The 13,386-nt window shown below is 65.8% G+C and carries 12 protein-coding genes and 1 tRNA gene; 11 read left to right on the top strand and 2 right to left on the bottom strand.

The genetic code is table 11. The features are described 5' to 3' along the window. Positions 1–418 precede the first annotated feature (418 nt). On the bottom strand, positions 419–1,642 hold the full coding sequence (locus ACVWYS_RS12780) for a multidrug effflux MFS transporter (RefSeq protein ID WP_456509857.1): 1,224 nt from the start codon (positions 1,640–1,642) through the stop codon (positions 419–421). Positions 1,643–1,826: 184 nt separating this feature from the next. Here ACVWYS_RS12780 and ACVWYS_RS12775 point away from each other — a divergent pair, with 184 nt between their 5' ends. From ACVWYS_RS12775 to ACVWYS_RS12750, 6 genes are all read left to right on the top strand, one after another. Further along, complete coding sequence (locus tag ACVWYS_RS12775) at positions 1,827–2,717, top strand: phage holin family protein (RefSeq protein ID WP_456507134.1); 891 nt, start codon at positions 1,827–1,829, stop codon at positions 2,715–2,717. 55 nt (positions 2,718–2,772) lie between these two features. Beyond that, complete coding sequence (locus tag ACVWYS_RS12770) at positions 2,773–3,396, top strand: CDP-alcohol phosphatidyltransferase family protein (protein ID WP_116768245.1); 624 nt, start codon at positions 2,773–2,775, stop codon at positions 3,394–3,396. Next, positions 3,396–4,298 (top strand): DMT family transporter, encoded by a 903-nt coding sequence (locus ACVWYS_RS12765; RefSeq protein ID WP_344363900.1) that lies wholly within the window; start codon positions 3,396–3,398, stop codon positions 4,296–4,298. The genes ACVWYS_RS12770 and ACVWYS_RS12765 overlap by 1 nt, the downstream gene beginning before the upstream one ends. Before the next feature lie 110 nt (positions 4,299–4,408). Then, positions 4,409–5,599 (top strand): glycosyltransferase, encoded by a 1,191-nt coding sequence (locus ACVWYS_RS12760; protein WP_425547161.1) that lies wholly within the window; start codon positions 4,409–4,411, stop codon positions 5,597–5,599. A gap of 249 nt (positions 5,600–5,848) precedes the next feature. After that, positions 5,849–5,922: transfer RNA gene (locus tag ACVWYS_RS12755), tRNA-Ile, on the top strand. A 198-nt stretch (positions 5,923–6,120) separates the two neighbouring features. Continuing rightward, on the top strand, positions 6,121–7,311 hold the full coding sequence (locus tag ACVWYS_RS12750) for an acyl-CoA dehydrogenase family protein (RefSeq protein WP_456507133.1): 1,191 nt from the start codon (positions 6,121–6,123) through the stop codon (positions 7,309–7,311). Positions 7,312–7,420: 109 nt separating this feature from the next. Here ACVWYS_RS12750 and ACVWYS_RS12745 read toward each other — a convergent pair whose 3' ends face one another. Next, positions 7,421–8,026, bottom strand: a complete 606-nt coding sequence (locus ACVWYS_RS12745) for a M23 family metallopeptidase (protein ID WP_456509856.1) — start codon at positions 8,024–8,026, stop codon at positions 7,421–7,423. A gap of 952 nt (positions 8,027–8,978) precedes the next feature. Between ACVWYS_RS12745 and rpsB the strand changes: the two genes are divergently transcribed. The 5 genes from rpsB (at position 8,979) to ACVWYS_RS12720 (ending at position 13,375) form a co-directional block, all read left to right on the top strand. After that, on the top strand, positions 8,979–9,860 hold the full coding sequence (rpsB, locus tag ACVWYS_RS12740; protein WP_091249638.1) for a 30S ribosomal protein S2: 882 nt from the start codon (positions 8,979–8,981) through the stop codon (positions 9,858–9,860). A 143-nt stretch (positions 9,861–10,003) separates the two neighbouring features. Then, entirely contained in the window at positions 10,004–10,840 is an 837-nt protein-coding gene (gene tsf, locus ACVWYS_RS12735; protein WP_116768240.1) for a translation elongation factor Ts, read from the top strand. 187 nt (positions 10,841–11,027) lie between these two features. Then, positions 11,028–11,765 (top strand): UMP kinase, encoded by a 738-nt coding sequence (gene pyrH / locus ACVWYS_RS12730; protein WP_116768239.1) that lies wholly within the window; start codon positions 11,028–11,030, stop codon positions 11,763–11,765. Positions 11,766–11,897: 132 nt separating this feature from the next. Beyond that, complete coding sequence (frr, locus tag ACVWYS_RS12725) at positions 11,898–12,455, top strand: ribosome recycling factor (RefSeq protein ID WP_091249643.1); 558 nt, start codon at positions 11,898–11,900, stop codon at positions 12,453–12,455. Then, positions 12,455–13,375: a phosphatidate cytidylyltransferase gene (locus tag ACVWYS_RS12720; protein ID WP_116768238.1), complete on the top strand. Its 921-nt coding sequence runs from the start codon at positions 12,455–12,457 to the stop codon at positions 13,373–13,375. The genes frr and ACVWYS_RS12720 overlap by 1 nt, the downstream gene beginning before the upstream one ends. Positions 13,376–13,386: the final 11 nt, after the last annotated feature.

Below are 13,386 nucleotides of genomic sequence, written 5' to 3'. Positions count from 1 at the left end.
TGCACCCTGGGCGCGCCGTGGGACATGCCCAGCGCTGGCCCTAACGGGTGGACATAGTGCCCGTATGCCCACCCTCCGGCGCGAAGAATGAGCATGTCCTGCCGGGCGGGCACGAATAATGGGCATGTCCCGCGGGTGAGGCTTGAAGGATGGGCATGTCCCGCCGGGTGGGGCATGAAGAATGAGCATGCCCCCGGCGGGCACGAATAATGGGCATGTCCCATCGGGGGGCGTCTGTAGCGCGGGGTGGCCGGGGGGCATGCTCAGTGCTGGCCCTGGCGCGTGGACATAGTGCCCCTATGCCCACTCCCGGGCGCGAAGAATGGGCATGTCCCGCGCGGGTGGGCTTGATGCAGGGGCATGTCCCGCGAGGGTAGGGCTCGAAGGATGGGCATGTTCCCTTGGAGCAGGCGCGGGCCTACTGAATCGGCGGCACCGTGCTGGGGCGGACGATCAGCCACAGGGCTGCGGCGGCCATCAGGATGCAGGCGGCCTGGACGGCGCCCATGGGGGTTGCGGAGCTGACGCCGAGCCAGCCGACCACCGGGGAGATCAGGCCCGCCATCATGAACGTCGCCGCGCCAAGCAAGGAGGCGGCTGTTCCGGCCTGGGCCCCATGTTTGGCCAGTGCCAGCACCTGCACGGTGGGGAAGGTGAAACCGGCACCGAGTATGTAGAACCACAGGGGCACCAGGACGCCCCACAGGCCGAAGCCCAGCTGGTCGAAGATGACAATCAGCACGGCCATAAGGAACATCCAGGCCGTGGAGCAGGCCAGGATCCACTGCGGCGGCACGCGCCTGACGATCCTTGCGCTGGTCTGGACGCCGGCCACGATGCCGAGGGAGTTGATGCCGAAGAGCAGCCCGTATTGCTGGGGCGTGAAGCCGTAGACACTCTGGAACAGGAACGGCGACGCGGACAGATAGGTGAAGAGGCCCGCGAAGTTCATGCCGCCCACCAGCAGCAGGCCCACGAAGATCCGGTCGGAGAACAGCACTTTGTAGCGCTGGCGCGCGGTCAGCCCGGTCTTTCCGCGCAGCTCCGGCGGCAGAGTTTCGCGGATCACGAACAAGGCCGCGATGATGACGCACGTTCCATAGGCCGCCAGGAACAAGAAGATGCCCGGCCACGGCATCAGCAACAGCAGCTGTGAGCCGATGACCGGGGCGAGGATCGGGGCCAGCCCGTTGACGAGGGCCATGCGCGAAAACATCCGCACCATCGCGTAGCCGCTGAACAGGTCGCGGACCATGGCCATGGCCACAACACCGCCGCCTGCGGCCCCGACGCCCATGAGCACACGGAAGAGGCCCAGCGTGGCGATATCCGTGGACTGGGCGGCGCCCAGGGAAGCTGTGATGTGCACCGCCGTCGCCAGAATCAGTGGCATCCGCCGGCCAAACTTATCGCTCAGCGGCCCCACCACGAGCTGTCCCAGCGCGAACCCTAGGGTGGTGCCGGTCAGCGTCAGCTGCACGGCCGCCGCGGAAACACCAAGGTTCTCCTCCAATGCCGGAAACGCGGGCAGGTAGAGGTCCACCGTGAACGGCCCAAGGGCAGTCAAAGCGCCCAGCGTCAGGATGTAGAGAAATTTGCGACGGCGACTCAGGGAATCACCGGGATTGGGGGGTGTGCTCACAGAGGTCCATCCTAGGGCCCGCCGAGACGGCCGGCGGGTGGTTGCGCGGGCGCGCCACGCCTTGCCCGAAAAGGCCCCCCAAGAGCCGAAATGATAGTTTTGACCCCGGGGTCTGTGCGAAGCTGTCCAGACCCGGCAAGCCCGCGGGAGCGGAACGACGGATGGCACCAGTTAGGCAGGACCGATGAGCGGACGTCACAGCGGCGGGACAGGCGGCGGGCTGCGCATTTCCGCGTTGCCGAAAACCCTGAAGATGATCTTCAAACTCGCGCCCCGGCAGCTCAATGACGAGATTGCTCTGGCCAAAGCCGAAATCAAGCGCAAGGGGATCCAGCTCGGCGTTGCCGGCGCCTTCTTGGCCGTCGCCCTGATCTTTGTCGCTCTGCTGGTGATCGGACTGGTCGTTGCCGCCATCATGGGTCTGGCCACCATCATGCCGGCCTGGCTTGCCGCACTGCTGGTCTGCGCCTTCTTCCTGATCATCGCCGCGATCGGGGCGCTCATCGGCGTTAACAAGTTCAAGGCCGCCATGCCGCTGGTCCCCGAGGACACACTCCGGGGACTCAAGCACGATCTCGGCATCGCCAAGGAAGGGTCGGCCTTCGACGCGGCCGTCCTTGACCCGAACTCGGAACAGTACAAGGCCGCAAAGGCCGCCAAGGAAGCCGCCGCCGCCAAGGCGAAGGCCGAGAAGGAAGCCAAGGCTGCCGCCAAGCCGGACTTGGGTCCAGCCCCCACCGAGGCGGAACTCCGACGCCGGCTGGATCAGCGCCGCACGCATCTCACCGGCGTGCGGGACGAACTCGGCCGGGAACTCGACGTCAAGACCCAGGCCCAGGGGCTGGTGGCCGCCACCCAGGCGCGGCTGCAGGAAAGCAAAGAGCAGCTCGAGGACAAAATCGCGGGCTTCCGCGCGGCCCGTGCCTCAGCCCGTTCCTCGGCGGGAGCGCCGACCACAGCCGCCGACGGGCAGAGCCTGGCCGGCCAGATCAAACAGCGCTGGAAGCCCCTTGCGGTGCTGGCAGCGTCGGGGGCCGCACTAGCGGTCCTCCTGCGCAAGCTGCTCAAGGGCTAGGCAGATCCCTGAACCCACACGCCAAACCGTTGCCGTCCACGGAAAGGGGGAATCGATGAAATTCATCGGCGCTGGTGCCCGCCCCGGGCAGCCCCTCGTCCACCGCGACGCGGTCTTCACGGTTCCCAACATCCTGACCGTGGTGCGCTTCCTGGGTGTTCCCCTCTTCATTTGGCTCGTCCTCGCGGAGCAGGAGTACGGCTACGCTGCCCTCGTGCTCGCTGTCATGGCCAGCACCGACTGGGTGGACGGCTACATTGCCCGCCGCTTCAATCAGATGTCCAACCTTGGCCGGGTCATGGACCCCATTGCCGACAGGCTGTCGCTGATCGCCGTCGCCGTGACCCTCGTGATCGCCGGCGTCGTCCAGTGGTGGTATCTCGCCGCGTTGCTGGTCCCGGATGCGATCCTGCTGGCCCTGTCACTGTTCTACTTCCATGGCCACCCGGACCTGCCCGTGAGCCGCATCGGAAAGATCCGCACGGGTCTGCTGCTGGTGGGCACGCCGCTGCTGGTGCTGTCCAAACTCCCGGTGCCGGCCGCCGAGGTTTACGCCACGGTCGCCTGGATCTTCCTGGGCCTCGGCCTGGTGGGACACTGGATCGCGGCCTACAACTACGTCTGGGCCATCATTGGCAAGGGCAGGGAACTGCGGACGCACGACGGCGGCTCCGACTGATGGTCTGGCTTGCGGTTTTGCTTGCGGTACTTGGCGCCTTCTGCCTGGCCTTCGGCGCCCAGCGCCAGGGGAGCGCGGTCAAGGCCGACACCGGCGGCCTGGCGCTGAGCACCCATGGGTTGCTGCGGCTTGTGCGCAATCCGCGCTGGGTCTTTGGGTTCCTGCTGCTCTGCGTCGGTATGGCGATGAACGCCGTCGCCCTCGTCATGGCGCCCTTGACGGTGGTGCAGCCGATTGGCGCGATCGCCTTGGTCATCACCACCGTGGTCAATACCAAGGACCAGGGCCTGAGCATGAACCGGGCCACCATCGTCGCCATCTCAGCCTGCGTGACCGGCTCAGCAATGTTCGTGGTGCTGGCCGTCAACGTGACCCAGGAAAACCACAATGTGAGTAGCGAGGACGAGTTGACCATCGTCCTGCTCCTGGCCCTGGCGGTGGGGCTCTTCGGCACGCTCGCCCTCCTGTTCAAGCACCGCATGAGCGCCTTCGTCTACATCCTGGGCGCAGGGGTTCTCTTCGGCTTCGTAGCGGTCCTGACCCGCATCATCGGCAGGCATCTGCTGGACCCGAACGGATTGTTCCTGCTGAATGTGCCGTGGTACAGCCTTGTGGCGATCGTTGCTGCCGGCGTTCTGGGATCGTGGTTTGTGCAGAACGCCTATTCCGGCGGACCGCCGGACCTCGTGATCGCCGGGTTGACCGTGATCGACCCCATTGTGGGCATCGCAATCGGCATCGTCATATTGGGAGAACTGCGTCCCGACGTACAACCCGTTATGGCCATTGCCATGGGGACGGCGGCATCCCTTGCTATCGTGGGAGTAATAGCCCTTTCCAGGCACCACCCGGAAGTCACCAAGCGCAAGAAGGAAGCGCGGAAGGCTGCGGGCAGGTCCTAGGGCGTCCGTCCAGACTTAGGCTACAGGCCCGGTGCGCCTGCACCGACCGCCAGCCGGCCACCTTTGATCCAGCTGCCCGCCAGCGACCACCAGGAGCTCTTCACGTGACCATGTCCGACAACCAGCCTCCGCTGACCATCCTGATTGCCGCTGACACGTACCCGCCCCACGTCAACGGGGCCGCCCAGTTCGGCTACCGTCTCGCTAAGGGGATGACAGCCCGCGGACACAATGTGCACGTACTGGCATGCCGCCCGGGCAAGGGCCCGAGCTTCACCGAGTTCAGCGAAGAGGCCACCGTGCACCGCTTGCGCTCCCACTCCGTGCCGACGCACGAGTACTTCCGGATCACCTTCCCTTGGGAGATCAAGAAGGAAATCGCGCTCTTGTTCGACCGCATCCAACCGGACGTGGTGCACATCCAGAGCCACTACATGATCGGCGAGCACGTCCTGTACGAGGCCGTGAAGCGTGGCATCCGCGTGGTGGCGACGAACCACTTCATGCCGGAAAACCTGAACCCGTTCCTGCCGTTCCCGCAGTGGTTCAAAGACATCATCGGCCGGATCTCCTGGCGCGACATGGGAAAGGTCATGAGCCAGGCGGACGTTGTGACCACGCCCACACCGCTCGCTGCCAGGGCCATGCACCAGCACGCCTTCCTCCGCAAGGTCCTGCCCCTCTCCAACGGCATCGACGCCGCCGCCTACGAGCTGCGTCCCGACGAAACGATTGAACGCCACGCCAGCCCCACCGCACTTTTCGTCGGCCGGCTGGCCGAGGAAAAGCACGTGGACGTGCTGATCGACGCCGTCGCCAAGACGCCCAAAGACCTGGACATCCATCTGGAGATCGTCGGCGGCGGCGAAGTGCGCCCGGCCCTCGAAGCCCAGGTCGCCCGGCTCGGGCTGACAGACCGGGTCAAGTTCCTCGGCCTGGCCAGCGACGCCGAACTCCGCGAGGCGTACATCGCGGCGGATGTGTTCTGCATGCCCGGTACGGCGGAACTTCAGTCCCTCGTGACCCTGGAGGCGATGTCGGCGTCGACCCCCGTCCTGCTGGCCGACGCCATGGCGCTGCCGCACTTGGTGCGCGAAGGTGAGAACGGCTACCTCTTTACCCCCAACGACAGCGATGATCTCGCCGCCAAGCTGGCGCGCGTGCTCTCGCTGCCCGAAGACCAGCTTGAGGCGATGGGGAAGATCAGCCGCGAAATGGTAGAGAGCCACGGCATCGAGCGGACGCTGCAAACGTTCGAAGACATCTACCGGGGCGCCAGCTACGACGACCTGGTCGTCTAGGCAGGCTGCATCTGCTCTGCCGGTGCCCCGTCTCGCTGTGTCCTCCGGCCTAGCAGTGTCTTCCGGCCTCGTCCTGCTCCAGCTGAGTCAAGTCCCGGCGCAGGCCGGCCATGGCCGGCGGAGACGTCGGGCATCAGCAGGCCGCCAGCCGCAGTGGCGGCCTGCACGTGGGTTGCGTCTACTATTGCTAGAGTGTTTTTGCCCGGAAGCAGTCCGGCCCCCACGGGTCTGGCCTGGCTCCGGGCGCAAGGGGCTATAGCTCAGCTGGTTAGAGCGCGGGACTCATAATCCTAAGGTCCTCGGTTCAAGTCCGAGTAGCCCTACATTTGTGCGGATACCTCCTCTCCGGGTCCGCACCCACGGGAGCCGTGGCTGACGTCCGACGTCGGCCGCGGCTCCCTTTGCGTGGCGCCGCTGCTTGCAGCGGTCTCCGAACTGCGGTAAGTTACTGATGAGTAACATAGCGCAGGCGCGAAGCCCGTGCCCTTTTGGTCGCTGCTGATCACGAGTGAAGGAACATCATGTCCAAAGCTGGAATCGACATCCACAACCTGCCCTACGCCGACGGTGACTTCTTCGCGTTCGAGCAGCTTCTCAGTGCTAAGGAGCGGGACAGGCTGGCCGAAGTTCGCGAGTTCCTCGCCCGCGAGGTCAAGCCGATCGCCGTCGATTGCTGGAACCGCGCCGAGTTCCCCATGGGCCTGATCCCGAAGCTCGCCGAAATCGACCTCGTCAGCCCGGTCAAGCGGCAGGGCTACTCGAACCTCTTCGCAGGAATCCTGCATGCCGAGGCCACCCGCGCGGACACGTCGATCGCGACGTTCATGGGCGTCCATGACGGGTTGTTCACCGGCTCCATCGAAGCCCTTGCCTCGCAGGAACAGCAAGATGCATGGCTTCCGGACATCTACTCCCTCAAGAAGATCGGCGCCTTCGGCCTGACCGAACCGCTCGGCGGCTCCGACGTCGCCGGCGGCACCCGCACCACAGCCCGGCGAGAGGGTGACCGCTGGATCCTCAACGGCGCCAAGCGCTGGATCGGCAACGCCACTTTCTCCGATTGGGTGGTCATCTACGCCCGGGACGTCGACGACAACCAGGTCAAAGGATTCCTCGTTGACACCAAGACCGAGGGGTATCGCGCCACGAAGATCGAGAACAAGATCTCGCTGCGCACGGTTCAGAACGCCGACATCACCCTCGACAACGTGGTGGTGCCCGACTTCTTCAAACTCGCCAACGCCAACAGCTTCCGCGACACCAACAAAGTCCTCAAAGTCACCCGCCTCGCCGTGGCCTGGCAGGCGGTGGGGCAGCAGCTTGCGGCCTTCGACGTCGCCCGGCGCTACGCCGTTGAGCGCACCCAGTTCGGCCGCCCGATTGCCTCGTTCCAGCTGATTCAGAACCAGCTCGTGCAGATCCTTGGCAATGCCGTCAGCTCCATGGGCATGATGGTCCGGCTTTCCCAGCTGGAGGACGCCGGCGAGGCCAAAGACGAGCAGTCCGCACTGGCTAAGGCGTTCACCACCGCGCGCATGCGTGAAAGTGTGGCCCTGGGCCGGAGCATCCTCGGCGGCAACGGAATCGTGACGGACTTCGAGATGGCGAAAGTGTTTGCCGACGCCGAGGCGATTTACTCCTATGAAGGTACGCACGAAATCAATACCCTCGTGACCGGCCGCGCGATTACCGGAATTTCCGCGATCGTCTAAGGCACCCCGGCTCCGCGTCGGCACCGGGCAACCTGCACCGGGCACCCTGCGCCGGGCAACCGGTACCGGGCACCCTGCAGCGTACAACCGGCGCCCGCCCGCCTGCCCCTCAACCGGGGCCGGTCACCAGGGGCGGGAGCAGGACTGAGGGCCTCAGATCCATTACGAAGGCCAGCGGGTTCACGTAGTCTTCGCCTCGGCGGACGCCCCAATGGAGGCAGGGCGGCGCAGGACCGCAGTGGCCGATCTGCACGCGGCCCAGGATGTCGCCCTTGGCCACCGCGGCCCCCGCCGTCAGGGCGCTGGCCACCGGTTCGAAACTGCTGCGCAGCCCGTTGCCGTGATCGATGGTGATGACCGGCCGGTCCACCACGACTCCGACAAAGCTCACCGTCCCGGCCTCCGGTGAGAACATCGGGGCGCCGTCGTATGCCGCCTCAATGTCGACCCCGCGGTGACCGCTGAGCCACGGCTTTGCCGGGGGATCGAAGCCGCGTAGAACAGCCGGCCGCGGACTGAGCGGCCAGTCCCAGGTGGGTGCCGGGACAGCCGGTGCCCCCGGGGAGCCCCGGACACTGGACATCGAAGCCTCGGGACCGGCGGGGCCCGACCCGGCGGCGACGAAAGCCTCGGGTGCAGGACGCTGGGGGACCGGAACTGTGAGCACCGTGGGCAGTGCCAGGAGCAACGCCGTCAGGCCGATGGGGATCTTCATGCCTCCAGCCTGCCGCGGCAGCTCGCCGGGCGGAATCGTCCTGGGCTGCTATGTGGAAAAGCGCGAGCGTCGCCCGGGCGGCAGTTTGGCGGGCGCCGGGCGGGGCTTAGGCCGCCGGTGCCCGTCGGCCCCGGTCCACGTCCCGACCCCGGCGACTGCGCGTTCCCCGGTCCACGTCCCGACCCCGGCGACTGCGCGTTCCCCGGTCCACGTCCCGACCCCGGCGACTGCGCGTTCCCCGGTCCACGTCCCGACCCCGGCGACTGCGCGTTCCCCGGTCCACGTCCGGACCCCGGCGACTGCGCGTTCCCCGGTCCACGTCCGGACCCCGGCGACTGCGCGTTCCCCGGTCCACGTCCGGACCCCGGCGACTGCGCGTTCCCCGGTCCACGTCCGGACCCCGGCGACTGCGCGTTCCCCGGTCCACGTCCGGACCCCGGCGACTGCGCGTTCCCCGGTCCACGTCCCGACCCGGCGCCCACCTGTCCTCGTTCCGAGTCCCGGGCGGGCCCCCTCCACCCCCCGGATCCCGGCCCCGGTGCCCGGCGAAAGCGGTCCTTCGGGGCGGGGCTGCTGTAGTACACTTGGTGGAGCAGTTTGCTGTGCCCTCACGCTTGTGATGATCACCGCGATAGTCACTGCGACAGTCACCGTGTTAGGCATTGTGATGGTCGTCGCGGCCGTCGTGATTGTTCAAGCCGGCACGCCTCATTCAGGGGTGCGGGGGAGCAGCAGCTGACTACGCGTATCCAGCCCTCCTCAAAAGAAGCCTCAAACTTCCGCCGCGGAGGACTGCGCCTCCTGCGGTCCGTTCCCTCCGGCACGGATGGGAAGCGCAGTGGATGCCAGGAGCAACGCCCATCCCGGGTGATTGCTAAATAACCGTCAACTATGGGCAGGGTAAGAGAGCCATGGGCTCTCTCATGAATGACCTGCCGGAAGGAGCGTCGGCATGCCCGTCGTAACTATGCGCCAGCTGCTTGACAGCGGCGTCCACTTTGGACACCAGACCCGCCGTTGGAACCCGAAGATGAAGCGCTTCATCTTCACGGAGCGCAACGGTATCTACATCATTGACCTGCAGCAGTCGCTGTCCTACATCGACCGTGCCTACGAGTTCGTGAAGGCCACCGTTGCACACGGCGGCACCGTTCTCTTCGTCGGCACCAAGAAGCAGGCGCAGGAATCCATCGCCGAGCAGGCCACCCGCGTTGGCCAGCCGTACGTCAACCAGCGTTGGCTCGGCGGTATGCTCACCAACTTCCAGACCGTCTCCAAGCGCATCCAGCGCATGAAGGAACTGGAAGAGATCGACTTCGACGACGTCGCCGGTTCCGCATACACCAAGAAGGAACTGCTGCTCCTTCGCCGCGAACTCACCAAGCTGGAAACCAACCTCGGTGGTATCCGCAACCTGACCAAGGCGCCTTCCGCGCTGTGGATCGTTGACACCAAGAAGGAACACCTTGCTGTCGACGAAGCCAAGAAGCTGAACATCCCGGTTGTGGCCATCCTGGACACCAACTGCGATCCCGACGAAGTCGACTTCCCGATCCCGGGCAACGACGACGCCATCCGCTCCGTCAACCTGCTGACCCGCGTTGTCGCCGACGCCGTTGCTGAGGGCCTCATCGCCCGTAACCAGCGCGCCACCGGCACCACGGAAGCTCCGGAAGAGCCGCTGGCCGAGTGGGAGCGCGAACTCCTCGAGGGCAACAAGGCTGAAGCTGCTGCAGCGCCCGCCGCTGAAGAAGCACCGGCTGCTGAAGAAGCTCCGGCTGCAGAGGCTGCTCCGGCCGCCGAAGAAGCACCGGCTGCTGACGAAGCCAAGTAGGCAGACAAGTAAATCTGGATCTCCCCTCACGCTGCATGCAGCTGCCTGCGGCGCAGGGGGTACCGACAGGATGGCCGCTCACTCGGTGAGCAGCCGTCCTGTCGGTCCGTACACCACATAAATTTCTAGACAGAGGGGTTCACATGGCGAACTACACTGCCGCTGATATCAAGGCTCTGCGCGAGCGCACCGGCGCCGGCATGATGGATGTCAAGAAGGCTCTTGACGAAGCCAACGGTGACGCCGAAAAGGCCATCGAAATCATCCGCATCAAGGGCCTCAAGGGCGCCACCAAGCGCGAAGGCCGCTCCACCGCTGAAGGCCTGGTTGCTGCCAAGGTCGCCAACGGCGTCGGCGTGATGATCGAAGTCAACTGCGAGACCGACTTCGTCGCCAAGGCTGACAAGTTCATCCAGCTGGCCGACAAGGTCCTGGCCGTGGCTGTCGAGTCCGGCGCTGCTGACCTCGAGACCCTGCTGGCCACCGAGGTTGACGGCAAGCCGCTGTCCGAGGTCGTCATCGAAGAGGGTGCGGTTCTGGGCGAAAAGGTTGTTGTCCGCCGTCTCTCCCGCATCGAGGGCGCTACGGTCGACGCTTACCTGCACAAGACCTCCAAGGACCTCCCGGCCCAGGTCGGCGTCCTGTTCGCTGTTGACGGCGAAGGCGAAGCAGCTGCCACCGCAGCCCACGACGTTGCCGTCCACATCGCCGCCATGGCTCCGAACTACCTCACCCGTGAGGACGTTCCGGCCGAGCTCGTCGAGTCCGAGCGCCGCATCGCCGAGGAAACCGCAAAGGCCGAGGGCAAGCCCGAGGCTGCGATGACCAAGATCGTCGAAGGCCGCGTTACCGGCTTCTACAAGGGCGAGGTCCTCGTTGACCAGGCATTCGCCAAGGATGCCAAGAAGTCCGTCGCCCAGGTCCTCGAAGAGGCCGGCGTCAAGGGAACTGCCTTCACGCGCTTCCGCGTCGGCTCCTAGTCAGACAACAGTCAGGCGCTGGTCAGACATACGTCGGACAATAGCCAGACATGCTAAGGGGGTGGTCACCACGGTGGCCACCCCTTTTGCATGCATGCACGAGGTACCCGTTTCGGCCACCGCCGGAATGCCGCCTTGGGCCCCCAGCACGATAACCTAACTCAGAGTTCACCAACGGGAAGGCACCATGGAAACCGTCACCACTTCAGCCCAGCCAAAGAAGAACAGGCGCCGCGTCCTCTTGAAGCTCTCCGGCGAGGTCTTCGGCGGCGGGAAACTGGGCGTTGACCCGGACACCGTCCGTGGCGTGGCCAAGCAGATCGCGGCCGCTGTTCCCGACGTCGAGGTCGCCATCGTCGTCGGCGGAGGCAACTTCTTCCGCGGCGCCGAACTGTCCCAGAGCGGCATGGACCGTTCCCGCGCCGACTACATGGGCATGCTCGGAACCGTCATGAACTGCCTCGCCCTCCAGGACTTCCTGGAACAGGCCGGGGTGGAAACGCGCGTGCAGAGCGCCATCACCATGGGCCAGGTCGCCGAGGCCTACATTCCCCGCCGCGCCATCCGTCACATGGAAAAGGGCCGGGTTGTCATTTTCGGTGCCGGCGCCGGCCTGCCCTACTTCTCTACGGACACCGTGGCCGCCCAGCGCGCCATGGAGGTCCACGCCGACGTCGTCCTGATGGCCAAGAGCGGCGTCGACGGCGTCTACACCGCCGACCCCAAGAAGGACCCGACGGCGGAGAAGCTCCACCGACTCAGCTACGACGACGCTCTGCGCCGCGATATCCGGGTCATGGACCAGACCGCGATGACCATGTGCAAGGACAACAAGCTCACGATGGTGGTCTTCGGCATGGAAGGCGAGGGCAACGTCACCCGCGCCATCCGCGGCGAAGACCTGGGCACCGTCGTCACCCCCTAGCAACGGCTAGGATGTTTTCAGGACCTTTCCGCTGCTAGGCGGAAAACACAGGCGCCAGGCGGAATGCACAGGCGCACAAGAAAACGTGCCGCGCCCCGGCCGCCGGGACGCACCAATTTCTGAGGAGAGACCGTGATCGAAGAAACCTTGCTCGAAGCCGGGGACAAGATGGACAAGGCAGTTGAGGTAGCCAAGGAAGACTTCGCCTCGATCCGGACCGGCCGCGCAACGCCTGGCCTGTACAACAAGGTCATCGTCGAGTACTACGGCACCCCGACGCCGCTGCAGCAGCTGGCCTCCTTCGCGGTGCCGGATGCCCGCACCATCCTCGTCACCCCGTACGACAAGACGGCCCTGCGTGACATCGAGCGCGCCCTGAGCGACTCCGAGGTGGGCGCCAACCCCTCCAACGACGGCAATGTCATCCGGATCACCATTCCGGAGCTGACCAGCGAACGGCGCAAGGAATACGTCAAGATCGTCAAGTCCAAGGGCGAGGACGCGAAGGTGTCCATCCGCAACATCCGCCGCAAGGCCAAGGAAACGCTGGACCGGCTCGTCAAGGACGGCGAAGCCGGCGAAGACGAGGGCGCCCGCGGCGAGAAGGAACTGGACGCCATGACCAAGGCGCACGTGGACGGGATTGACGAGCTGCTCAAGCGCAAGGAAGCTGAGCTGCTCGAGGTCTGATGAATCAGGCACAGGAGGCCTCCGGGCCGCGCGCCCGGAGGCGGGGGAAACCACGCGAAAACCCGACGCCCAAGGCGGGCCGGAACCTGCCCGCCGCTACCGTGGTGGGCGTTGGCATGCTCGTGTGTGTCCTCGGCGGACTGCTTTTCCTCCCGCTGGGCTTTGTCCTGATCACCATGACCTTCGCGATCTTCGGCGTCTGGGAAGTCTTCCGCGCCCTGGAGGCCGCCGGCACCCGCGTGCCGATCGTCCCGGTGATGGTCGGCACGGTGGCCATGCCCATCGCCGCCTACTTTGGCGGCCTCGAGAGCCTGCTTTTTGCCATGCTGGCCAGCAGTGTGGCGGTGCTGTTGTGGCGGACCCTTGAAGGCGCGGCCGGATCGGCGCGCAGCATCTTCGCCGGGGTCTTCACCCTGTCCTGGGTGCCGTTCATGATCAGCTTCGCCGCTCTGCTGCTGCACACTCCCGAGGGCGAGACACCGGTCGGGCTCTGGCCCGGCGGCGTGATCCCGCCCGGCGCCTGGCAGATTGCGACGCTGCTGCTCCTCGTGGTTGCCAACGACACCTTCGGCTACCTCGTGGGCGCCTCCCTCGGCAAGCATCCGATGGCTCCCAAGATCAGCCCCAAGAAGACCTGGGAAGGCTTCGCGGGTTCGATCGCGGGAGCGGTGATCATCGGCGTGCTCGCCACGGTCTTCGTACTGGGCAAGCCGTGGTGGGTCGGCGTCGTGCTTGCCGTGGGCATGGTGGCCGCCGCCACCGCCGGCGACCTCGCCGAATCCATGGTCAAGCGCGAGCTCGGCATCAAGGACATGAGCAGCATTCTTCCCGGCCACGGAGGCGTCATGGACCGCCTGGACTCGATCGTTTTCGCCTCCCCGGCAGCGTTCATTCTCTTCTCCGCCGTCGCTGGCGCATAGGCGCATCCCGG

It is taken from the genome of Arthrobacter sp. TE12231, assembly GCF_054062895.1.
This window is presented reverse-complemented; position numbering and strand designations above follow the sequence as displayed.